We start from the raw sequence: 22,236 nt of genomic DNA, 5'->3' as shown, positions 1-22,236 counted from the left end.
AAAGTAATGGCAATTGAAATTAATGTTCCAGACATCGGTGCGGATGAGGTTGAAGTAACCGAGATTCTTGTGAGTGTTGGTGACAAAGTTGAAGAAGAACAGTCGCTGATCACAGTTGAAGGTGATAAAGCATCAATGGAAGTTCCTGCCTCTCAGGCAGGGATTGTAAAAGAAATTAAAGTATCAGCGGGAGATAAAGTTTCGACTGGTTCTTTGATTATGATTTTTGAAGCGGAAGGCGCGGCTGAGCCAGCATCTGCTCCGGCTGCTGAAGCGGCACCAGCTGCAGCGCCTGCCGCAGCTGAACTGAAAGAAGTTCATGTACCGGATATCGGTGGTGACGAAGTCGAAGTCACTGAGATCATGGTTGCAGTGGGTGACAGCATTGAAGAAGAGCAGTCACTGATCACCGTTGAGGGCGACAAGGCTTCAATGGAAGTGCCGGCGCCATTTGCCGGTACACTGAAAGAAATTAAAGTTGCTGCAGGAGACAAAGTTTCGACGGGTTCTCTGATCATGATTTTTGAAGTAGCAGGTTCAGGTGCAGCACCGGCGGCAGCGCCAGCTGCTCAGGCTCCGGCAGCACCTGCGGCTTCTGCAGTGAAAGAAGTCAATGTACCGGATATCGGTGGTGATGAAGTTGAAGTCACTGAGATCATGGTTGCAGTGGGTGACACCATTGAAGAAGAACAGTCACTGATTACTGTTGAAGGTGACAAAGCTTCAATGGAAGTGCCAGCGCCATTTGCCGGCACAGTCAAAGAGATTAAAGTTGCTGCGGGTGACAAAGTCTCAACGGGTTCTTTGATCATGATGTTTGAAGTGGCGGGTGCAGCGCCGGCTCCGGCTGCAGCAACGCCAGCTGCGGCACCAGCCGCTGAAGCGCCAAAAGCTGCGGCGACTGCTCCGGCGACTGCGGGTGATTTCCAGGAAAATCATGAATATGCACATGCGTCTCCGGTTGTGCGCCGTCTGGCCCGTGAGTTCGGTGTCAACCTGGCGAAAGTCAAAGGAACAGGCCGTAAGAGCCGCATCCTGAAAGAAGATGTTCAGAGCTATGTAAAAGAAGCGCTGAAGCGTCTGGAATCTGGTGCTGCCTCTGGTCAGGGTGATGGCAGTGCGTTAGGTCTGCTGCCATGGCCTAAAGTTGACTTTAGTAAGTTTGGTGAGACTGAAGTGAAGCCTTTGTCCCGGATTAAGAAAATTTCCGGTGCAAACCTGGCGCGTAACTGGGTAATGATTCCACATGTCACTCAGTGGGATAATGCAGATATCACTGAACTGGAAGCATTCCGTAAAGAACAGAATGCAATCGAAGCAAAGAAAGACACCGGCATGAAAATTACACCGCTTGTCTTTATTATGAAAGCGGCTGCTAAAGCACTGGAAGCATTCCCATCATTTAATTCTTCTCTGTCTGAAGATGGGGAAAGCCTGATTCTCAAGAAGTATGTTAATATCGGTATTGCGGTTGATACGCCTAATGGTCTGGTTGTTCCTGTCTTCAAAGATGTTGATAAGAAAGGTATTTATGAACTTTCTGAAGAACTGATGGCCGTATCTAAGAAAGCGCGCGCCGGTAAGCTGACTGCTGCTGACATGCAGGGTGGTTGTTTCACGATCTCAAGTCTTGGTGGCTTAGGCGGAACTGCATTTACGCCGATTGTAAATGCGCCTGAAGTGGCAATTCTTGGTGTGTCTAAATCAGAAATGAAACCTGTATGGAATGGTAAAGATTTTGTTCCACGCCTGCAGCTGCCACTATCTCTGTCTTATGACCACCGTGTCATTGATGGTGCAGAAGGCGCTCGTTTTATTACTTATTTGAATGGATGTCTGAGCGATATTCGTCGTTTGGTACTGTAATTCTGAATGTAAGAGAAGGCGGTATAATTGCCGCCTTTATTCATAGAATCGTCAGATAATTTAAGTGACAGATTTGTCTTTCATTTGAATTGTTGACTGGCTCACAGGCTTTTGAGGTTTTCTTTTCATATTATTAACATCTCTGTAAACTGAGACGGTTTATGAATTGGTTTCGTATTTTCACAGAAAGAAAAAGAACCCTCCTATTTGCCTGTTAGGGATAATGACTACAAGAGGTCAAAATGAGCAAAGAAATCAAAGCCCAGGTGGTTGTACTTGGTGCAGGTCCTGCTGGTTACTCCGCTGCTTTTCGCTGTGCAGATTTAGGTCTTGAGACTGTTCTGATTGAACGTTACAGCACACTGGGCGGTGTTTGTCTGAATGTTGGCTGTATTCCGTCTAAAGCATTGTTGCACGTTGCTAAAGTGATTGAAGAAGCGAAAGCACTTGCTGACCACGGGATTGTGTTTGGTGAACCATCAACAGACATTGATAAGATTCGCCTGTGGAAAGAAAAAGTAATTACCCAGCTGACGGGTGGTCTTTCCGGTATGGCAAAAATGCGTAAGGTTCAGGTTGTGAATGGCTTTGGTAAGTTTACCAGCCCGAACAGCATTGAAGTTGAAGGTGATGACGGAAAAACCGTGGTTAACTTTGATAACGCAATTATCGCTGCGGGTTCACGTCCGATTAAACTGCCGTTTATCCCTCATGATGATCCCCGTATCTGGGACTCAACTGATGCGCTGGAACTGAAAGAAGTACCCGGAAAAATGCTGATTATGGGTGGTGGTATTATCGGTCTTGAAATGGGAACGGTATATCATGCACTTGGATCTCAGATTGAAGTTGTTGAAATGTTTGATCAGGTGATTCCTGCTGCTGATAAAGATGTTGTTAAGGTTTTCACTAAGCGGATTAAGAACAAATTCAAGCTGATGCTTGAAACTAAAGTGACTGCGGTTGAAGCGAAAGAAGATGGCATTTACGTTTCAATGGAAGGCAAGAAAGCACCGGCAGAACCTGAGCGCTATGATGCAGTTCTGGTTGCGATTGGCCGGACGCCGAATGGTAAGCTGATCGATGCTGAAAAATCAGGTGTTGAGGTGGATGAACGTGGCTTTATCAATGTTGATAAGCAGCTGCGGACAAATATTCCGCATATCTTTGCAATCGGAGATATTGTTGGTCAGCCAATGCTTGCTCACAAAGGGGTGCATGAAGGTCATGTTGCTGCTGAAGTGATTGCCGGTAAGAAACACTATTTCGATCCAAAAGTCATTCCTTCAATTGCTTATACTGAGCCGGAAGTTGCATGGGTTGGTAAAACTGAAAAAGAAGCAAAAGATGAAGGCATTAACTATGAAGTGGCAACTTTCCCATGGGCTGCTTCAGGCCGTGCCATTGCATCAGACTGCTCTGATGGTATGACAAAGCTTATCTTTGATAAGGACACACATCGTGTCGTAGGTGGTGCAATTGTTGGTACCAATGGTGGTGAATTGCTGGGTGAAATTGGTCTTGCAATTGAGATGGGTTGTGATGCTGAAGACTTAGCGCTGACAATTCATGCTCACCCAACCTTGCATGAATCTGTTGGTCTGGCTGCTGAAGTCTTTGAAGGTACGATTACTGATTTACCAAACGCGAAAGCGAAAAAGAAATAATCAGTCTTGTGCTGTGACAGAATGAAAAACCGCTGCTTTATGCAGCGGTTTTTTTGTCACTGAAACCTTTTGAGTGAAGAGAAAGGTTTAGTTTTGATTGTGGTTATAAATGCAAAGCATATCCAGATAAACATGTACCAGTTCATCAACTTCTTTTTGATCTTTCAGTCGGTTAACCTGTACAAACAGTGAATACAGAATGCCTAAGAATAGTGAAACCAGATGATCCGGATCATATTGGTTATTCACGTCACCACGCTCAATAGCTTTCACAAACATATTTCTGACCAGAAGTCTGTTGGTGTGGTTTGTTGATACAAAGAGCGGCCATACTTCTTCACGGGTTGAAGCACTCCATTCAAACCAGACTTTGATCCAGTGACAATCAGCAAAAACAAGCTTGGTCATTTCATTGGTTAAATGACGCAGGTTATCTTTGATATAAGCATCAACATCAATATTGTCAGCCAGAAAGTTTGAGAACTGGTGTACAACATGAGTTAATACATCATCGACGAGATCTTCCCGGGTTGGGAAATAGTTGAAGACAGTCGCAACAGAGACCTGTGCGATTTCAGCTATATCTGCATGTCCGCCACGACCGATACCTCTCTTCGCAAACACTTCCAGTGCGATTTCCATCAACTGAAGTTTACGTTTTTGAGGAGATAAGCGTGTACGAGGGCGTTTTTCTATTGATGCGTCCATAGTTTTTTCCTTGCCAATTACGTTGTTAAGAACATACGTTCTAATGATTATTTTATTATTTGTGTTCGATATATGAGTGTAATGGTGCATATAGGCAAGGTCAATTGTTAATATTAATTTTTTGAACATTTTGTTTGTTCATATTTATTTATGAATTTTTAGTCAGTGTTGTCAGTCGTTTTACATAACATTTAACTCATAAATTATCAGTGATACCATACACGGCAGGTATAATCAGTACCCCGCTAAAATGACGCAAAAGTCGGCGGGAACTGCCATGAAGTGAATGAGTTCAGTATGAAACATATAGTTGAAGTGATGATCTCTGAACAGGATGTTCAGAAGCGGGTTCAGGAGTTAGGGAAAGAAATTACGGAATTCTATCAGGGAAGTGAAGATTTAGTCCTGGTTGGTTTGTTGCGGGGATCATTTGTGTTTATGGCGGATCTGGCCAGATCCATTCATATTACACATCAGGTTGATTTTATGACGGCATCCAGCTACGGCAACGCCATGGAAAGCTCACGGGATGTCAGGATCCTGAAGGATCTTGATGATGATATCAAAGATAAAGATATTCTTTTGGTTGAGGATATTATCGATACCGGCAATACATTGAGCAGAGTAAAAGAGATTCTGGCATTGCGTCATCCGCGCTCAATACGTATCTGTACCTTGTTAGACAAGCCTTCAAGACGAGAGATTGATGTTCCGGTTGACTGGATTGGTTTTGCGATTCCTGATGAGTTTGTGGTGGGCGTCGGAATTGATTACGCGCAAAAATACCGTCACTTGCCATACATTGGCCGGGTTGTGCCCCAGAAGTAAAACCTGCACAAGTACAGATTCATAGCGAACCATGAGTGACTGACAGAGTTCTCATGGTTCGTTTTTCTGTACGAAGTCTTAGTGGCTTATGACTTTATTTTTGAACAGCGGGTGTGCTGGCATACTGAAATGCTTTGATGACACGCTTCACACCTGAGATATTGCGGGCCAGTTCAGTGGCTCTGTCTGCGTGAACTGCGTCCAGATAACCAAACAAAAAGACTTCTTTGTCTTCAGTAATGACTTTCACTTTGACACCACTCAGCTGTTTATCGGTTAACAATGCTGATTTTACTTTGGTGGTGATCCAGCTATCCTGTCCAATCTCTTCAGTATCGAGTGGTGCTCTGGTCCGGATCTGATTATGGATGGATTTGACCCCTTTGATATGGCGGACATCTTTTTCTAATGTGGCCAGAAGTTCGGGAGCTTTTGATTGCCCCATCAGGACAACCTGTCCCCTGAATGAACTGGAAACAACCCGGGTTTTGCCACGATAAGGCGGTTTACGGATCAGGCCGGTGATTTCAGCTTCGATATAATTGTCATCCCATATTTCCTGAGTACTGCGGGGATCTGTAATGATATTGGCTGTAGTTGCCGCTCCGGCAATAAACAGTCCAACGCATCCGGTTAACATAATCGTGAGTGATAAAGTAATTAAAAGTGTCAGGTTTTTCATGATTTATTCTTCGTGGGCCGGAAACAGAACTTGATCGATTAAATCACACAGACAATGAAGGGTGACCATGTGAACTTCGTGAATTCTTGCTGTTCTGTGGGACGGAATCCGGATTTCCACGTCATTTTCTCCCAGCAAACCGGCCATTTCACCGCCGTCTTTTCCGGTCAGAGCAATAATCGTCATATCTCTGGTCACGGCTGCTTCCATGGCTTTAATGATATTTTTACTATTACCGCTGGTGGAAATTGCCAGCAGAATGTCATTCGTTTGTCCGAATGCGCGGACCTGTTTGGCAAAGATTTCCTGATAGTGGTAGTCGTTTGCAACTGCTGTCATGGTTGTATTGTCAGCGGTTAAAGTCATCGCTGGTAAGCTGGGTCGCTCAGTCTCGAAACGATTGAGCAGGCAGGCTGCAAACTGCTGTGCATTCGCGGCAGAACCGCCATTACCACAACATAAGATTTTGTTGCCATTGAGCAGGGTGGCAACCATTGCCTGTGCAGCATGGGTAATCGCGTCAGGAAGCGCTTCTGCTGCTGCTATCTGGATTTGTATGCTTTCAGTAAAGCTGGCTTTTATGCTATCGAGCATGAATTAATCCTGGGTAATTGCATTTTGGAACCAATCGATATTGTCGCCATCCTGATGGATGGCGACAATATCGAAACGAAAATCAGTTGTGTGAGGAGACAGATTCTGTTTTGTGAGCCAGAAAAAAGCCGTTTTGATCAGTTTCTTCACTTTGCCTGGAGTGACAGCTTCCGCCGCATGCCCGTAAGCGCGGTTTTTCCGGTATTTGACTTCAACAAAGACCAGTGTTTCTCTGTCTTTCATGATCAGATCAATTTCTCCGCTTCGGCAGAAGAAATTTTTTTCGAGCAGATTCAGCCCATGTCCGGTTAAGTAATCTGCTGCTGTTTGTTCATATTGATGACCTGTCTTGCGGTGATTTACCTTAGAGGTCATCATATTTTCCCCAGCTGAGCTCCTGCTGAACGACGCAACGGTTATCAATACTAAGCAGTCCGGTTTGTCCCTGCACCTGATAATCACTTACGGCTTTCATCTGAGACAGCTCCAGCATCAGTGTATAAGCGTCCATTCCCATCGCTTTTAACCGTTTTTCACCATTGGAGTCTTTCGGCCATAGTGAATCCATTTGTTCTTTGACTGAAGCCTGAGGATTGATCAGCAGTGGAATATCACTGAATGTGACACCAGACAAATCTTCATATTTATTCTTACCACTGTTGCTGCGGGAGCTTGAGAAGAGTCTTGGCTGCGTTGTATCCGGATTAATCGCGACTTCGATGAACGGTTTAATCAGCGTGAGCTCGGCACTATTAGCAACAATATAAACAGCATCGACATCGCGGCGGCTTCTTGGCTGACTCTGCAATTTCATTCCCAGCAGAGACTGCATTTGAGCGATATTCTGCTGACTTTCTTTTAGCCCGAATGCCGCATTGATATCTTTCTGCAGATGTTTTTTATCCCCAAAAGTACTGAGACTGACCGCATGATTGCTGTATTTTTCCCACTCGGTCCGGAAAGCATCACTGACCCGGGCTCCGTAATTACCTTGCGGAGCAAGTATCATCGGGTATTGATATCCGAGCCGGAACAGATGCTTGGCTGCCTGTGCTGCTTCCTGCTCAGGAGACAAGGCAAAATAACAAATATTTATATCTTTATCTGTATTTTCAGGAATATTTAATGCCAGCATCTGGATTTGGTGATTTTGTTCTTTTTCTATGTTCCTTAAGCGGGTGATATTTTCTTTGACCAGCGGGCCAACAACAAAGTCGATGTGCTTTTCTCTTATCTGACCGGCAATATCCTCCAGAGTCTGGGCATGGGTATCCATGACTGTCATGGTGATATTGGCATTTCGTTCACGGTTATTCATCATCGAGAACATAAATCCGTCCCGGATCAGCTGAGCCTGTTGAGAAAATTTACCGGTAACAGGCAGCAATAGTGCGATCTGTTTGGGTGTTGAAATCTTCATGGACAGAACGGACCGGACTTCTGGCGGCATATATTTCACTGCGGGGTGATCTTTGTTTTCAGCCAGCCATTTTTCCAGAGTGTTTTTAAGCTGAGCGATATTATTATCCAGAACTTTCATATAGATAGCGAGTTGTAACCAGCCCGCCAGCTGATCTTCGTCGCTCTCTACTGTTAAGCCGGTAATTTCACTGGCTGAATAACGGGTTAAGTTCTGCCAGATCTGATGAGCCAGTTTTTCTTTTTGTTGCTCAGAGCTATAGTCATATTCATTATTCAACGCTCTTGCGGTATCAAAATTGTGTCCCATCCGGGTAAAGAGTGCCGCTCTGATTTGATAGAAAGAGCGCCACTGATTATCTTTTAGCTTCCACCAGGCTTTGAAAGTTAATTGTTTTAATGCGGTCTTGTATTGTCCGTTGTTTAACAGTAGTCTGGCGCGCGCCAGTTGCCACTCAGCCAGCTGTTGTTCTGAAAGCGTTTCTTTTGTCAGCCTGAAAAGAAGCAAATTTGCCTGAGTGACCTGTTTTTCCTGAATGGCAGCCTTTAGTGCCATGATGAGCCAGTCATTCCGTATTTGCCCATCGGTACTGTCAGCCCTCATCAGGTAGGTTTGAGAACTCTGGGTTGGTGTTGCCGAAATATCTGGTCTTGTGGGGACACCTGGCCGGGAGGAGCATGCCACAAGAAAAACGGTTAACATCATTGAGGTGATTAGGCGTACAAAATTGAATCTGGTATGCTTTTTCTTAGCCATGAGTTATGCATTATCCCGGTGAAATTGTCTCTATAATAATCTTTGAAGTGATGATAAACAAATGACAGATAATCAATCTTTTCAGACGAAGTCTCCAACACTATACATTGTTCCGACGCCTATTGGTAATCTCGATGATATCACTCAAAGAGCAATACAGGTACTCTCTGGTGTCGATCTGATTGCAGCTGAAGATACACGCCATACAGGTAAATTATTATCACATTTTCAGATACAGACGAAAACTTTTGCATTACACGATCACAATGAGCAGGAAAAAGCCTCATTTCTGGTTGAAAAACTTCTGTCTGGTTTATCGATTGCACTGGTCTCAGATGCGGGAACACCTCTTATCAGCGATCCAGGGTACCATCTGGTACATCAATGTCGTCAGGCTGGGGTAAAAGTTGTGCCATTACCGGGTGCATGTGCCGTAACGACTGCACTAAGTGCTTCTGGTTTACCTTCAGACCGTTTCAGTTTTGAAGGCTTTCTGCCGCCGAAAACGAAAGCACGCAGAGATAAGCTGACTGAAATCGCTACGGATGAGCGGACCTGTATTTTTTATGAATCTCCTCACCGTATTCTGGATACACTGGATGACATGTTGGCGGTTTTAGGGGCAGACCGGCAGGTTGTACTGGCCAGAGAGCTGACAAAAACCTTTGAGACTATTCAGAGTCTTCCTCTGGAAGAATTGGCGGCGTGGGTTAAAGCAGATGAAAACCAGAGAAAAGGTGAGATAGTGCTGCTGATTCATGGATACCGGCGACCGAAAGAAGCTGACTTTCCGGATGAAGCCAAAAGAATGCTGACCATTCTGGTCAATGAACTGCCATTGAAGAAAGCTGCCGGTGTGGTGGCTGAAATGTACCAGCTGAAAAAGAATGCCTTATATAAATGGGGGCTGGAACACTTAAAAACAGCCAGTGAATAAAAGATGGCTCTGTCCGGGGAAACAAGTTATAGACAGCTGACCTGTTTATCTATACAATCGCCGCCGGAGTTAGCCAGGTAGTCGCTGCTTCATTGATGTCCTTAGCTGTTTCAGCCGGGGAGACTGATGGAGGGGAGGAAAGTCCGGGCTCCACAGAGCAGGGTGCCAGGTAACGCCTGGGAGGCGCGAGCCTACGACAAGTGCAGCAGAGAGAAGACCGCCGATGATCGCAAGATCAGGTAAGGGTGAAAGGGTGCGGTAAGAGCGCACCGTGCGACTGGCAACAGTTCGTAGCAAGGTAAACTCCACCCGGAGCAAGACCAAATAGGCTTCCATATAGCGTTGCTCGCGTTGGGAAGCGGGTAGGTTGCTTGAGCCAGTGAGCGATTGCTGGCCTAGACGAATGGCTACTACCGTCATCAGACGGCACAGAACCCGGCTTACAGGTAAACTCCAGCTATTCATGACCCATCATGACTTTTGTTATGATGGGTTTTTGCTTTTTATTGACGTATTTTGCGACTAATCATATAAACTGCGCGTAATATCACGTCAGTACAACGTGAACTGGTGGCAGAATTTCAAGCATTTTACTACCATATTGCGCAACATACGCCCTGGTTGGCTGATACGAGAGAATGATGACACAAGCACTTCAGCATATTTCTGTCCTGTTAAATGAATCTTTAGAAGGTTTAAATATTAAACCAGATGGTATTTATATTGACGGGACTTTCGGTCGTGGCGGGCACAGCAAAGCAATCTTGTCTGAACTGGGACCCGAAGGGCGTTTGTTCAGTATTGATCGTGATCCTCAGGCAATTGAAGTTGCGCAGATGATCGATGATCCCCGTTTTACCATTATCCATGGGCCTTTTTCCGGTATTGCAGAGTATGCTAAAGAACACCACTTAGCCGGAACCGTTGATGGCGTTTTGTTTGACCTTGGTGTTTCTTCTCCTCAGTTAGATGATGCTGACCGTGGTTTCAGTTTTATGAAAGATGGTCCCCTGGATATGCGTATGGATCCGACTTCAGGTATTCCGGTTTCTGAATGGCTGACGGATGCCGAGCTTGATGATATTACCTGGGTGCTCCGTGAATTTGGTGAAGAGCGTCATGCACGGCGCATTGCTAAAGCGATTATCAGCTATCGTGAAAATGAAGAAAATGAGCCTTTGCTGCGTACCCGGCAGTTAGCTCAGTTAATTGCGGATGTGGCTCCTAAAAGTTTTAAAGAGAAAAAGCATCCGGCGACCCGGTCTTTTCAGGCACTCCGAATTTATATCAACAGTGAGCTGGAAGAAATCGATATCGCTTTGAAAGGTGCATTGTCAGTACTTGCGCCGGAAGGTCGTCTTTCTGTGATTAGTTTCCATTCACTTGAAGACCGGATGGTGAAGCGGTTTATGCGTAAGGAAAGCCGCGGGCCGGAAGTGCCACACGGGCTGCCGTTAACTGAAGCCCAGATTCAGGAATTAGGGCAAGCCAGCCTGAAAACGGTGGGGAAAGCCATCAAACCTTCAAAACAGGAAGTTGAATTAAACTCCCGTTCAAGAAGTTCAGTTCTCAGGATTGCTGAAAAATTATGAAAACGCTGTTTGCATCTTCATCTGAGCCAAATCTGGCAAAAATCATTTTGTTTGATCTCTTGACCACCGGGAAGTTTTCCCTGATCTTGTTGATAGCTATATTGATAACGGCGATGGGGGTTGTTTTTACCACCCATCAATCCCGTCAGGCTATTCTTGAGAGAGCAAATACGATGGTTGAAAGGGAGCGGTTAAATGAGGAGTGGCGAAATTTGCTGCTGGAAGAAACGGCGTTGTCTGAGCACAGCAGGGTTCAGGAACTGGCAGGTAAAGAGCTGGAAATGAAACGTCCCGATCCCGATAAGGAAGTTGTGATTTCTCTGAAATGAAAAAAGTACAACCTTCTCCATCTCCAGCAGAACAAAAAAGTGTATTTATTCGCTGGCGTTTTTATGTCCTGCTGGGCTTTGTACTGACTGCCTTTGCTATTCTGGTGGGCAGAGCTGCCTACATTCAGATTCTTGAACCTGATAATTTAATTTATCAGGGGGATTTACGCTCTATCCGGGCGAAAACTATCCCTTCAGCCCGGGGAATAATCTCTGACAGAAATGGTGATCCTCTGGCTGTTAGCGTGCCTGTCGAAGCAGTTTGGGCTGATCCTGTGACGATTTTTAAGTACGACGAACTCAAACAGTTAGATCGCTGGTATGCACTGGCTGATGTGCTCGGACTAAATCGTCAGGCCTTAATCAAAAAAATTAAAGCAAATAAATCCAGACGTTTTATTTACCTGCAGCGTCAGGTGAATCCGCCGATGGCAAAATATATCCATGAGCTAAAGCTAAAAGGTGTTGGATTAAAGTCTGAATCCCGGCGTTATTATCCGGCCGGGGAAGTCAGTGCTCATCTTGTTGGCGTGACTGGTATTGATGGCCACGGACTGGAAGGCGTTGAACGCAGTTATGACAGCTGGTTGAGTGGTGAATCCGGCAAACAGGTCATCCGGAAAGATCGCTATGGCCGGGTGGTTGAAAATATCGCGCTGGAAGAAAAGCACGAAGGACGTCCACTCAAGTTAACCATTGATCAAAGAATTCAGGCGATTGCTTATCGTGCCGTCAAACAGGCGAAAGCGGATCATCGGGCAACATCGGCTTCTGCTGTGATTCTGGATGTGAAGACAGGTGCGGTCCTGGCAATGGTGAATGCGCCATCATATAACCCGAACAATCGCACGGATCTGCAGACATTTAAAATGCGCAACAGAGTATTGACGGATTCGATGGAGCCGGGCTCAACTGTTAAGCCTTTTGTTGTCTTAGCCGCGTTGGAAAATGGTGTTGCAGATAAAGATACTGTGATTAATACCGGCAATGGTATTTTTCAGATTGGCGGCAGCCGGGTCCGGGATGTGTCCAGAATCGGAGAAGCTTCACTGCAAAAAATATTGCAGAAGTCCAGTAATATCGGGGTGGCTAAGTTAGCACTCAGAATGCCGATTCAGGCATTGCTTGGGATGTATACTTCTGTCGGGCTGGGTGAAATTTCCGGATTGAATATTGTCGGTGAGACGCAGGGCATTTTTCCGAACCGCCGGCGATGGTCAAAGTTTGAAATTGCAACACTGGCGTTTGGATACGGCATTGCGATTACACCAATTCAACTGGCCCATGCCTATGCGACGCTGGGAAATTATGGTCTTTATCAGCCTGTTCACATCATTGACAATAATCAACAGGATTTATCCCATCAGGTTGTAGATGCTAAATATGCAAAGCTGGTCCTTGAGTATCTGGAAACGGTGACCCAACCGGGGGGAACAGCGACACGGGCTGCTGTGCCAGGCTATCGGATCGCTGCAAAAACCGGAACATCCAGAAAAGCGACTAAAGGCGGTTATAGTGATGAATATGTGACGATTACTGCAGGTATCGCACCTGTCAGTGATCCTAAAATATCTTTAGTTGTTGTTGTCAATGAGCCTCAGGGAGACGAATACTCCGGAGGTTCAGTTGCTGGTCCTGTCTTTTCCGAAATCATGAAAGGTGCGCTGCAGATTATGAACGTGCCACCGGATGACCAGCAGCCTCATACCGAATAAGGACTATGCAATATGGCCAATGAAAGAATTGTTCTGTCGACACTTATCTCTCCCTGGATTGAGCTTGAGCAGACCAATTGCCCTGATTTCTGTATTAATCGTCTGGAACTGGACAGCCGACAGGTTCAGCCCGGAGATACTTTTGTCGCGATTATCGGGCATCAGGTTGATGGCCGGGACTATATCGCTTCTGCTGCATCGAAAGGTGCAAATCTGGTGCTGGCTCAGGCAGATGAACAGCATCCTCATGGTGAGACAGATCTGATCGATGAAGCCTGGGTTTTATATCTGAATGAGCTGGATAAACATTTATCTGAACTGGCCGGTCGTTTATACAACCATCCAAGCCATCAACACTTTTTAATTGCGGTAACCGGTACAAATGGTAAAACAACGATTGCTCAACTTATCGCGCAGTGGCTGACTTTATCAGATAAAAAGGCAGCAGTGATGGGAACTGCCGGAAATGGTTTTCCCGGACAACTGAAACCTGCGATCAATACGACCGGAAGTGCGGTGGCAATTCAAAAGCATTTGTCAGAACTGTTGGATCAGGAGGCCGACTATACAGCGATGGAAGTTTCATCTCATGGATTGGTCCAGGGTCGGGTGAAAGCCTTGAACTTTGATGTGGGGATATTTTCTAATCTCAGCCGTGACCACCTTGATTATCATGGCGATATGGACGCGTATGGCGAGGCGAAGAAATTATTATTTACCACGCATCAGTGCCGTCATGCCGTGATTAATGCTGATGACCCGTTGGGAAAACGCTGGCTGATTGAAATGGAAAATGCAGTTGCAGTGTCTTTGGTTGGGAGGCCTGAAGCGAAGTCAGCGTTATGGGCAACTGAGATTCAATATACTGAAAGTGGTATGACGCTCTCTTTTGATAGCTCCTGGGGGACAGGCACTTTTTCTGTACCACTGATCGGTGAATTTAATGCCAGCAATATATTGCTTTCTCTGGCTGCATTACTGGTTTTAGGGGTAGATAAGGAACAGTTGATAGAAGCAGCGCCAGAGTTAACACCTGTGATTGGCAGAATGGAATTATTCCATACGCCGGGAAAAGCAAAACTTGTCGTTGATTATGCCCATACGCCCGACGCGCTTGAGAAAGCATTGTCAGCCCTCAGAGGACATTGTCAGGGGAATCTGTGGGCCATTTTTGGCTGCGGAGGAAACCGGGATAAAGGAAAACGGCCAATGATGGCGAAAATTGCAGAGTCTCTTGCTGATAAGATTGTACTGACAGATGATAATCCCAGAAATGAGTCCCCTGAATTGATTATTCAGGAGATGGTAAGCGGGGTGAATCACCCGGAAAACATTTCTGTAGAGCATTCCCGGTACGAAGCGATTCAATATGCTTTAGAGCATTCTCAGGCAAAGGATATTATTTTGATTGCGGGTAAGGGTCATGAAGATTATCAGGTTCTTGCTGAAGGCGTTGTTCACTATTCTGATCGCGAATCAGCACAACAATTACTGGGACTGACACTATGATCGACTCCACTTTAAATCAACTGGCACAATTGCTGCGAACCAAAATAAATGGTGAAGATTGCATTATCTCATCTGTTTCCACTGATACAAGAGATATTAAACCTGGTGCACTTTTTGTTGCTCTGGCCGGTGAACGTTTTGATGGGCATAATTTTATTACGCAGGCCATTGAAAAAGGCGCTTCAGCGGTTCTTGTCAGCCGGGCAGTCGCTGCAGCAGTACCGCAACTTGTTGTGTCTGATACGAAAATCGCGTTGGGTGTTATTGCTTCATGGATACACCAGCAATGTGATACACCGACGATTGCCATTACCGGAAGTTGTGGCAAAACAACGGTGAAAGAAATGGCAGCGACAATCTTATCCCGGAAAGGGGCTGTTCTGTATACTCACGGGAATCTGAATAATGATATCGGTGTTCCTTTGACTTTGTTGCGCTCACGACCCGAAGATGATGTCGCGATCATTGAGCTGGGTGCCAATCATACAGGTGAAATTGATTATACCGCTGGCCTGGTTTGTCCTGATATTGCTTTAGTTAATAATGTTGCGGCTGCCCATTTGGAAGGTTTCGGTTCGATAGATGGCGTAAAAACAGCGAAAGGTGAAATTTACAAAGGTTTAAAGCCCGGCGGTATTGCTATTGTAAATCTTGACAGTTGTGGCGGTAAGCTCTGGCAGGAAGCTTTGCATGATAAGGTGGTAAAAACGATATCTGTGACAGATCCTCAGGCCGACTATTGTGTTTCTTCAATCACTTCTGATGAAATGGCGTACCCGGGTTTTGTGTTACATACTCCCAAAGGCTCCTGTGAAATTAACCTTGGAATTATGGGCGTACATAATGTGAATAATGCGTTGGCTGCTGCTGCTTTAGCAATGGAGGCCGGAGCTAAACTGGATGACATCCAGGCGGGGCTGGAATTATCCAAAAATATTGCCGGCCGGTGTGATGTGTCTCAATTGACGGCGCATATCCGTCTGATTGATGATAGCTATAATGCTAGTGTCCCTTCAATGCTGGCTGCTGCAGATATGTTAGGACGTTTTCCTTCAGAACGATGGCTTATTCTGGGCTATATGGCTGAGCTGGGAAGCGAAGCCGTTGCGCTTCACCGACAGGTCGGTGAACATGCAGCAACATTTGGTTTCGAACATATTCTGACCTATGGAAGTGAAACTAAAGTTATCAGTGAGATATGTGGTGGGATCCATTTTGACTCTCATCAGGATATTATTGATTATATTAATAGTGGATTAGATAAAGAGAATCTGGCACAACATGTATTGTTGGTGAAAGGGGCTCATAGTGCAGGCATGAGTAAAGTCGTGACTGCTCTCAAGGAGAAATACGCATGATTATTTGGCTTGCAGAGTTACTACAGCCATATTTTTCTTTTTTTCGGTTATTTGAATATTTATCGTTCAGAGCGATTGTCAGTATTTTGACTGCTCTGGCATTGTCGTTATGGATGGGGCCCCGTTTGATTCAAAGGCTTCAGTTGCTGCAAATCGGGCAGGTTGTCCGGGACGATGGTCCAGAAAGCCATTTTAGTAAACAGGGTACACCAACGATGGGCGGCGTGATGATTTTAGCGTCTATTGTATTAACGGTTTTACTCTGGACTGATCTGACCAATCCGTATATCTGGGCCGTGCTCTTTGTTCTGGTGGGGTACGGTATTGTTGGTTTTATTGACGACTACCGTAAAGTTGTGCGTAAAAATACGGATGGTTTAATCGCTCGTTGGAAGTATTTCTGGCAATCCCTGATAGCTTTGATCATTTCTTTCTTTTTATATGCGTATGGTAAAGATACCGCTGCAACCCAGCTGGTTGTACCTTTCTTTAAAGAAGTCATGCCGCAACTGGGGATGTTTTATATTGTCCTGAGTTATTTTGTTATTGTCGGAACCAGTAATGCGGTTAACCTGACGGATGGTCTTGATGGGCTGGCTATTATGCCGACTGTTTTAGTTGCTGCCGGCTTTGGTGTGATTTCCTGGGCGACTGGTAATGTGAACTTCGCAACTTATTTACATATCCCATATATCGCCAATGCATCTGAGTTATCTGTTGTCTGCACCGCAATTGTGGGTGCAGGATTAGGTTTCCTCTGGTTTAACACATATCCGGCTCAGGTTTTTATGGGGGACGTTGGTTCTCTGGCTTTGGGAGGAGCTCTCGGGACTATTGCTGTGTTAGTCCGTCAGGAATTTTTGTTGGTGATTATGGGCGGTGTTTTTGTGATGGAAACACTTTCGGTGATTCTTCAGGTTGGTTCATATAAGCTCAGAGGACAGCGGATTTTCCGGATGGCACCGATTCATCATCACTATGAGTTAAAAGGGTGGCCAGAGCCAAGAGTGATCGTTCGGTTTTGGATTATTTCTATTGTTCTTGTCCTCATTGGTCTCGCAACTTTAAAAGTTCGCTGATTTTTATTGTCAGTCACAATAAGTGGTACATAAGATGAACCGTTGGCAGGATATCAGGCAGGTTGTTGTAGTTGGGCTGGGTGTTACCGGCCTGTCTGTTGTGAAGTATATTCAAAAATATCACCCGGAAGTTGCTGTTCAGGTGATGGATACCCGTGAGGCGCCACCGGGCATTGAGCAATTGCCCGGAGATGTTGAAATGTATCAGGGGGGGTGGCGTACTGAATGGTTAAATAAAGCTGATTTAGTCGTCGTTAATCCGGGAATATCGCTGGCAACGCCGGAGTTGCAATCAGCCCGGAGCCGTGGCGTGGCGATTGTCGGAGATATTGAATTATTCGCATGGCACGTGCATCAGCCTGTGATTGCCATTACGGGATCTAACGGGAAAAGTACGGTTACAGATTTAACCGGAAAAATGGCAGAAGCTGCCGGACTTAAAGTCGGTGTTGGTGGTAATATTGGCGTTCCTGCACTTGATTTAATTGACGGGGCGATGGACCTTTATGTCTTGGAACTTTCCAGCTTTCAGTTGGAAACAACCAGTCATTTACGGGTAAAAGCGGCTGCTTTTCTCAATTTGTCTGAAGACCATATGGATCGATATGACAGTATGGCAGCCTATCGCCAGGCGAAGCTGAGAATATTTTCTCATGCAGAATCGATCGTAGTGAATCAGGATGACCCGGCAACATATCCTGAGAATTTCTCCGGGAATCAGGTACGTTTTTCATTGAATCAGCCTGCTGATTTCTCGGTCGAAATGGTTGACGGTACTGAATATCTTTCAGCCAAAGGGCAGCCTGTTATTGAAACGGGTACCTTGCGTCTGGTTGGCAGGCATAATGTTGCCAATGCATTGACTGTCATTGCATTATTGCATCTTGCTGATATCGATTATCTGAGTCACCTTGATGCTTTAAAAAATTACATGGGCTTGACTCATCGCTGTCAGCTGGTTGAAGAGCGACATGGTATAAAATGGGTGAATGACTCAAAAGCAACCAATGTCGCCAGTACCTTAGCTGCCCTGTCGGGATTGCAACTAAATGGCCGGTTGTACCTTTTAGTTGGCGGTGTCGGAAAAGGGGCCGACTTTTCACCATTGAAGCCGGTACTCTCTTCCCTGAATCTGGAATTATGTTGTTTTGGCAGAGATGGCAAACAGTTTATGGCGCTCCATTCGTCAGCCCGGTTATACGGGACAATGGAGGATGCGCTTCAGGAGATTACGCCTGAATTGAAAAGTGGAGATATTGTGATGCTTTCTCCGGCCTGCGCCAGTTTTGATCAGTATAAAAACTTCATGGCGCGTGGAGATGCATTTGCCCGACTGGCTCATCGTTTTGCTTAGCTTAACAGGTATATTGTGACTATTTTTCTGAAAATTATATCTGTTGTTAAAGAGAAACTAACGACCCCTGACCCGGATGTGCTGTATGACAGACAATTAGTTTGGATTGCTCTGGGCTTAATGTTGGTTGGCCTTGTCATGGTTACTTCAGCATCTTTCCCTGTGAGCTCCCGCTTAACTGAGCAGCCATTTCATTTTATGTTCCGGCATGCAACATTTTTACTGTTGGCTATCATTGTCTCATCCGTTGTGATGCAGGTGCCGACTCAGCGGTGGTTTCAATATAGTTCACTATTGCTGGGTGTTTCTCTGTTTCTTTTAATCATCGTTTTAGTACTGGGGAAATCAGTAAATGGTGCATCGCGCTGGATTCCTCTCGGGCTGTTTAATCTTCAGCCGGCAGAACTGGCTAAGCTGTCTTTGTTTATTTTTATGTCAGGCTATTTAGTCAGAAAGCAGGATGAAGTCCGGCAGACTTTCTTTGGTGGTTTCATGAAGCCTATCATGGTGTTCTCGTGCCTTGCTGTCTTACTTTTGATGCAGCCAGATTTAGGTACAGTCATTGTGATGTTGGTAACCCTGTTTGGCATGTTGTTTATTGCTGGTGCCAAACTGTCTCAGTTTATCGCTCTCATGGTTGCGGGTGTTATGTCGGTTATCGGGCTGATTGTTGCAGAGCCTTACCGGATTCGCCGGGTCACCTCTTTTTTAGACCCATGGGATGACCCGTTTGGCAGTGGCTATCAGTTGACCCAGTCTTTGATGGCGTTTGGCCGGGGAAGCTGGTTTGGTCAGGGGTTAGGGAATTCTATCCAGAAGCTGGAATATTTGCCTGAGGCGCATACTGACTTTGTGTTTGCTGTATTAGCTGAAGAACTGGGCTTTATTGGGGTTGTTCTGGTACTGGCATTGTTGATGGCTTTGGTTTTAAAGGCTGTATTTATTGGGAAACAAGCATTTCAGAGTGAGCAGCAATTTGGTGGTTACCTCGCATTTGGGATTGGGATTTGGTTCGCTTTTCAAACACTGGTGAATGTCGGTGCTGCCGCTGGTATTGTGCCGACAAAAGGTTTGACTCTTCCCCTGATTAGTTATGGCGGCTCCAGTCTGATTATTATGTCTGTTGCTGTTTCCATTTTATTGCGAATTGATTTTGAACGCAGACTGGCTTTATGTCAGACAGACACTGTATATGAAAATGAAGACAAAAAATAAACGGCTCATGGTGATGGCCGGTGGTACCGGAGGACATGTTTTTCCCGGACTGGCGGTTGCAAAAGTGTTGCAGCAACAAGGGTGGGAGATCCGCTGGCTTGGCACTGCCGATCGGATGGAAGCTGATTTAGTTCCCCGCCATCAGATTGGGATTGATTTTATTCAGATAAAAGGATTGAGAGGACAAAGCCTTCTGCGTTTAGTGAAGGCACCATTCCAGATTATTCAGGCAATCATTCAGGCTCGCCGGCATATGAAGCGTTTTCAGCCTGATGTTGTTTTAGGCATGGGCGGATACGTGAGTGGTCCCGGTGGTGTTGCAGCATGGTCACTTGGTATTCCTGTGGTGTTACACGAGCAAAATGCGGTGGCCGGGCTCACGAACCGGTGGCTTTCTAAAATTGCAAAGCGGGTCTTTCAGGCATTCCCCGGTGCTTTTGAACATGCTGAGGTCGTCGGTAACCCCGTCAGACGGGATGTGATTGAACTGGCGTCGCCTCAGGAGCGAATGAAAGATCGTCAGGGAGCCATTCGTATTCTTGTGATGGGCGGAAGCCAGGGGGCTCGGATTTTAAATCAAACCCTGCCACAATCGGTTGCTTTGCTGGAAGAAGCGTTTGACATTTGCCATCAGGCAGGAAAAGGACAGCAAGCGGAAGTTGAAACTTTATATGAGCAACAAGGTGTTTCTCAGGTTAAAGTGACTGAGTTCATCGATGATGTGGCTGAAATTTATCAGTGGGCCGATATCGTTGTATGCCGCTCGGGCGCTTTGACGGTTTCAGAAATTTCATCCGCCGGGGTTGCCGCGATATTTGTTCCATTTATGCATAAAGACAGGCAGCAGGCATTAAATGCGGAACATCTTATTCAGCATGGTGCAGCTAAAATGATCGAGCAACCCGACTTGTCTCCCCGGAAAATGGCGGATGCAATTGCTGCTCTGAAAAGAGAACAGTTGGTCAATATGGCGATAAAAGCCCGTGATTTGGCGAAGAATGACGCAGATAAAATCGTTGCTGATGCAATTATTGCTTTAACAGAGTAGTGGATTATCAATAATGACAATTAAACATACACCTGATTTAACACAACTTCGGGCAATTATTCCTGAAATGCGCAGAGTTAAGAGTATCCATTTCGTTGGAATCGGCGGTGCGGGTATGAGTGGCATTGCAGAAGTTTTGTTGAATGAAGGCTATCGTGTAACTGGCTCAGATATTGCAGAGAATCCGGTCACAAAAAGATTACGGGCAAAAGGAGCCGAAATTTTTATCGGGCACTTGCCGGAAAATGTTGCTCAGGCAAGTGTTGTCGTCGTTTCTACTGCTATTGATAAAGATAATCCTGAAATACTGGAAGCTAAAGAAAAGCGAATTCCGGTCGTCAGAAGGGCGGAGATGCTGGCAGAACTCATGCGTTTCCGGCATGGGATTGCAGTCGCAGGCACGCATGGTAAGACCACCACAACTGCATTAGTGACGCAGATTTATTTTGAGGCAGGCCTGGATCCGACTTTTGTGAATGGCGGTTTGGTGAAAAGCGCCGGCACCAATGCCCGGCTGGGTTCAAGCCGGATTTTGATTGCGGAAGCTGATGAGAGTGATGCATCATTCCTTCATCTGCAACCTATGGTAAGTATTGTTACAAATATTGAAGCGGATCATATGGATACCTATCAGGGTAACTTCGATTCCCTGAAACAGACGTTTATCGATTTCATTCATAAACTTCCGTTCTATGGCCAGGCTATTTTATGTATTGATGACCCGGTTATCCGGGAGTTAATTCCTCAAATCAGCCGGCAAGTGATTACCTATGGTTTTTCCACAGATGCAGATGTGCAAATAGAGGACTATGCTCAAATAGGACAGCAGGGTAAATTTACAATTACCCGTAAAGGTGAGAATTCATTACCTATTACTTTGAATATTCCTGGTCGCCATAATGCTTTGAATGCAGCTGCAGCAATTGCTGTCGCAACAGAAGATGAAATACAGGATGATGTGATTCTCCGGGCAATGGAAAATACTCAGGGAACCGGACGGCGTTTTGATGATCTGGGTGAGTTTGAAACCGGCAATGGGCAAGTGATGCTGGTCGATGATTATGGCCATCATCCGACGGAAGTCAGCGTAACGATTCAGGCCGCAAGGAACGGCTGGCCGGAAAAAAGGCTCGTGATGATTTTTCAACCGCATCGTTACAGCCGGACCAGAGATTTATATGATGACTTTGTGAATACATTAGAGAAAGTTGATGTATTGATTATGCTGGATGTATACGCGGCAGGAGAAAAGCCCATTGCAGGGGCAGATGGCCGTTCTTTGTGCAGAACGATCAGAAGCCGGGGGAAACTGGATCCGATTTTTGTTTCTGACAGTCAGGTTTTACCCTCTGTTCTGGCAAATGTATTACAAGATGGTGACCTGCTCCTGACTCAGGGGGCTGGTGATATTGGCAGAGTGGCAAAGCAACTCGCAGCGTTGGAGCTTCAGATAGAAAAAATGAAACTAATGGAATAGCTGGTTGTGAAAAATTAGCACGATATTGAGTAAGTTGGCATCAAATATAAATTTCTGAAGTTCTTTGTTTGATACTTTTTCGGAGCTCAGTATAATCCGAAA

Annotated in this window: 19 protein-coding genes and 1 other RNA gene; 15 read left to right on the top strand and 5 right to left on the bottom strand. The window is 45.5% G+C overall.

Annotation, left to right across the window (positions count from 1 at the left end; genetic code table 11):
* The first annotated feature begins 6 nt into the window (after nucleotides 1–6).
* Nucleotides 7–1,866, top strand: a complete 1,860-nt coding sequence (aceF, locus tag OC443_RS15985) for a pyruvate dehydrogenase complex dihydrolipoyllysine-residue acetyltransferase (protein WP_073583003.1) — start codon at nucleotides 7–9, stop codon at nucleotides 1,864–1,866.
* A 242-nt stretch (nucleotides 1,867–2,108) separates the two neighbouring features.
* Nucleotides 2,109–3,533 (top strand): dihydrolipoyl dehydrogenase, encoded by a 1,425-nt coding sequence (gene lpdA, locus OC443_RS15980; RefSeq protein WP_073583001.1) that lies wholly within the window; start codon nucleotides 2,109–2,111, stop codon nucleotides 3,531–3,533.
* 87 nt (nucleotides 3,534–3,620) lie between these two features.
* Here lpdA and OC443_RS15975 read toward each other — a convergent pair whose 3' ends face one another.
* Complete coding sequence (locus OC443_RS15975) at nucleotides 3,621–4,241, bottom strand: LuxR/HapR/OpaR family quorum-sensing transcriptional regulator (RefSeq protein ID WP_073582999.1); 621 nt, start codon at nucleotides 4,239–4,241, stop codon at nucleotides 3,621–3,623.
* Nucleotides 4,242–4,538: 297 nt separating this feature from the next.
* Here OC443_RS15975 and hpt point away from each other — a divergent pair, with 297 nt between their 5' ends.
* Nucleotides 4,539–5,069: a hypoxanthine phosphoribosyltransferase gene (gene hpt, locus OC443_RS15970; RefSeq protein WP_073582997.1), complete on the top strand. Its 531-nt coding sequence runs from the start codon at nucleotides 4,539–4,541 to the stop codon at nucleotides 5,067–5,069.
* A 94-nt stretch (nucleotides 5,070–5,163) separates the two neighbouring features.
* Here the strand turns inward: hpt and OC443_RS15965 are convergent, their stop codons facing one another.
* Genes OC443_RS15965 through OC443_RS15950 form a run of 4 tightly spaced genes read right to left on the bottom strand, consistent with a single transcriptional unit; the run spans nucleotide 5,164 to nucleotide 8,521 of the window.
* Entirely contained in the window at nucleotides 5,164–5,751 is a 588-nt protein-coding gene (locus tag OC443_RS15965; protein WP_073582995.1) for a BON domain-containing protein, read from the bottom strand.
* Nucleotides 5,752–5,754: 3 nt separating this feature from the next.
* Nucleotides 5,755–6,345, bottom strand: coding sequence for a phosphoheptose isomerase (locus OC443_RS15960; protein WP_073582993.1), 591 nt, complete (start codon nucleotides 6,343–6,345; stop codon nucleotides 5,755–5,757).
* A gap of 3 nt (nucleotides 6,346–6,348) precedes the next feature.
* Nucleotides 6,349–6,723, bottom strand: coding sequence for a YraN family protein (locus OC443_RS15955; protein WP_073582991.1), 375 nt, complete (start codon nucleotides 6,721–6,723; stop codon nucleotides 6,349–6,351).
* Nucleotides 6,710–8,521: a penicillin-binding protein activator gene (locus OC443_RS15950; protein WP_073582989.1), complete on the bottom strand. Its 1,812-nt coding sequence runs from the start codon at nucleotides 8,519–8,521 to the stop codon at nucleotides 6,710–6,712. Before OC443_RS15950 ends, OC443_RS15955 begins: the two co-directional genes overlap by 14 nt.
* A 61-nt stretch (nucleotides 8,522–8,582) precedes the next feature.
* On the opposite strand from OC443_RS15950, the gene rsmI reads away from it, so the two are divergent.
* The 12 genes from rsmI (at nucleotide 8,583) to murC (ending at nucleotide 22,134) form a co-directional block, all read left to right on the top strand.
* Entirely contained in the window at nucleotides 8,583–9,458 is an 876-nt protein-coding gene (rsmI, locus tag OC443_RS15945) for a 16S rRNA (cytidine(1402)-2'-O)-methyltransferase (RefSeq protein WP_073582987.1), read from the top strand.
* A gap of 65 nt (nucleotides 9,459–9,523) precedes the next feature.
* Nucleotides 9,524–9,917, top strand: an RNA gene (gene rnpB, locus OC443_RS15940) — RNase P RNA component class A.
* 182 nt (nucleotides 9,918–10,099) lie between these two features.
* Nucleotides 10,100–11,050 (top strand): 16S rRNA (cytosine(1402)-N(4))-methyltransferase RsmH, encoded by a 951-nt coding sequence (gene rsmH / locus OC443_RS15935; protein WP_073582985.1) that lies wholly within the window; start codon nucleotides 10,100–10,102, stop codon nucleotides 11,048–11,050.
* Nucleotides 11,047–11,379, top strand: coding sequence for a cell division protein FtsL (ftsL, locus tag OC443_RS15930; RefSeq protein WP_073582983.1), 333 nt, complete (start codon nucleotides 11,047–11,049; stop codon nucleotides 11,377–11,379). Before rsmH ends, ftsL begins: the two co-directional genes overlap by 4 nt.
* Nucleotides 11,376–13,094: a penicillin-binding transpeptidase domain-containing protein gene (locus tag OC443_RS15925; protein WP_073582981.1), complete on the top strand. Its 1,719-nt coding sequence runs from the start codon at nucleotides 11,376–11,378 to the stop codon at nucleotides 13,092–13,094. The genes ftsL and OC443_RS15925 overlap by 4 nt, the downstream gene beginning before the upstream one ends.
* A 12-nt stretch (nucleotides 13,095–13,106) precedes the next feature.
* Nucleotides 13,107–14,603 carry a UDP-N-acetylmuramoyl-L-alanyl-D-glutamate--2,6-diaminopimelate ligase gene (gene murE / locus OC443_RS15920; protein WP_073582979.1) on the top strand — a complete coding sequence of 499 codons (1,497 nt, stop codon included), beginning with the start codon at nucleotides 13,107–13,109 and terminating at the stop codon, nucleotides 14,601–14,603.
* Nucleotides 14,600–15,961, top strand: coding sequence for a UDP-N-acetylmuramoyl-tripeptide--D-alanyl-D-alanine ligase (locus OC443_RS15915; RefSeq protein ID WP_073582977.1), 1,362 nt, complete (start codon nucleotides 14,600–14,602; stop codon nucleotides 15,959–15,961). Before murE ends, OC443_RS15915 begins: the two co-directional genes overlap by 4 nt.
* Nucleotides 15,958–17,040, top strand: coding sequence for a phospho-N-acetylmuramoyl-pentapeptide-transferase (mraY, locus tag OC443_RS15910; protein WP_073582975.1), 1,083 nt, complete (start codon nucleotides 15,958–15,960; stop codon nucleotides 17,038–17,040). The genes OC443_RS15915 and mraY overlap by 4 nt, the downstream gene beginning before the upstream one ends.
* 34 nt (nucleotides 17,041–17,074) lie before the next feature.
* A complete protein-coding gene (gene murD, locus OC443_RS15905) occupies nucleotides 17,075–18,394 on the top strand; it encodes a UDP-N-acetylmuramoyl-L-alanine--D-glutamate ligase (RefSeq protein WP_073582973.1) in 1,320 nt (439 codons plus the stop codon).
* 21 nt (nucleotides 18,395–18,415) lie between these two features.
* A complete protein-coding gene (gene ftsW, locus OC443_RS15900) occupies nucleotides 18,416–19,609 on the top strand; it encodes a cell division protein FtsW (protein WP_073583227.1) in 1,194 nt (397 codons plus the stop codon).
* A gap of 7 nt (nucleotides 19,610–19,616) precedes the next feature.
* Nucleotides 19,617–20,657 carry an undecaprenyldiphospho-muramoylpentapeptide beta-N-acetylglucosaminyltransferase gene (murG, locus tag OC443_RS15895; RefSeq protein WP_370738755.1) on the top strand — a complete coding sequence of 347 codons (1,041 nt, stop codon included), beginning with the start codon at nucleotides 19,617–19,619 and terminating at the stop codon, nucleotides 20,655–20,657.
* A gap of 13 nt (nucleotides 20,658–20,670) precedes the next feature.
* Nucleotides 20,671–22,134 carry a UDP-N-acetylmuramate--L-alanine ligase gene (gene murC / locus OC443_RS15890; protein WP_073582971.1) on the top strand — a complete coding sequence of 488 codons (1,464 nt, stop codon included), beginning with the start codon at nucleotides 20,671–20,673 and terminating at the stop codon, nucleotides 22,132–22,134.
* The last annotated feature ends 102 nt before the right edge of the window (nucleotides 22,135–22,236 follow it).

Source organism: Vibrio quintilis, assembly GCF_024529975.1.
Lineage (GTDB): Bacteria > Pseudomonadota > Gammaproteobacteria > Enterobacterales > Vibrionaceae > Vibrio > Vibrio quintilis.
Note: the sequence above shows the minus strand (reverse complement) of the source record. Positions and strands in the feature narration are given on the sequence as shown.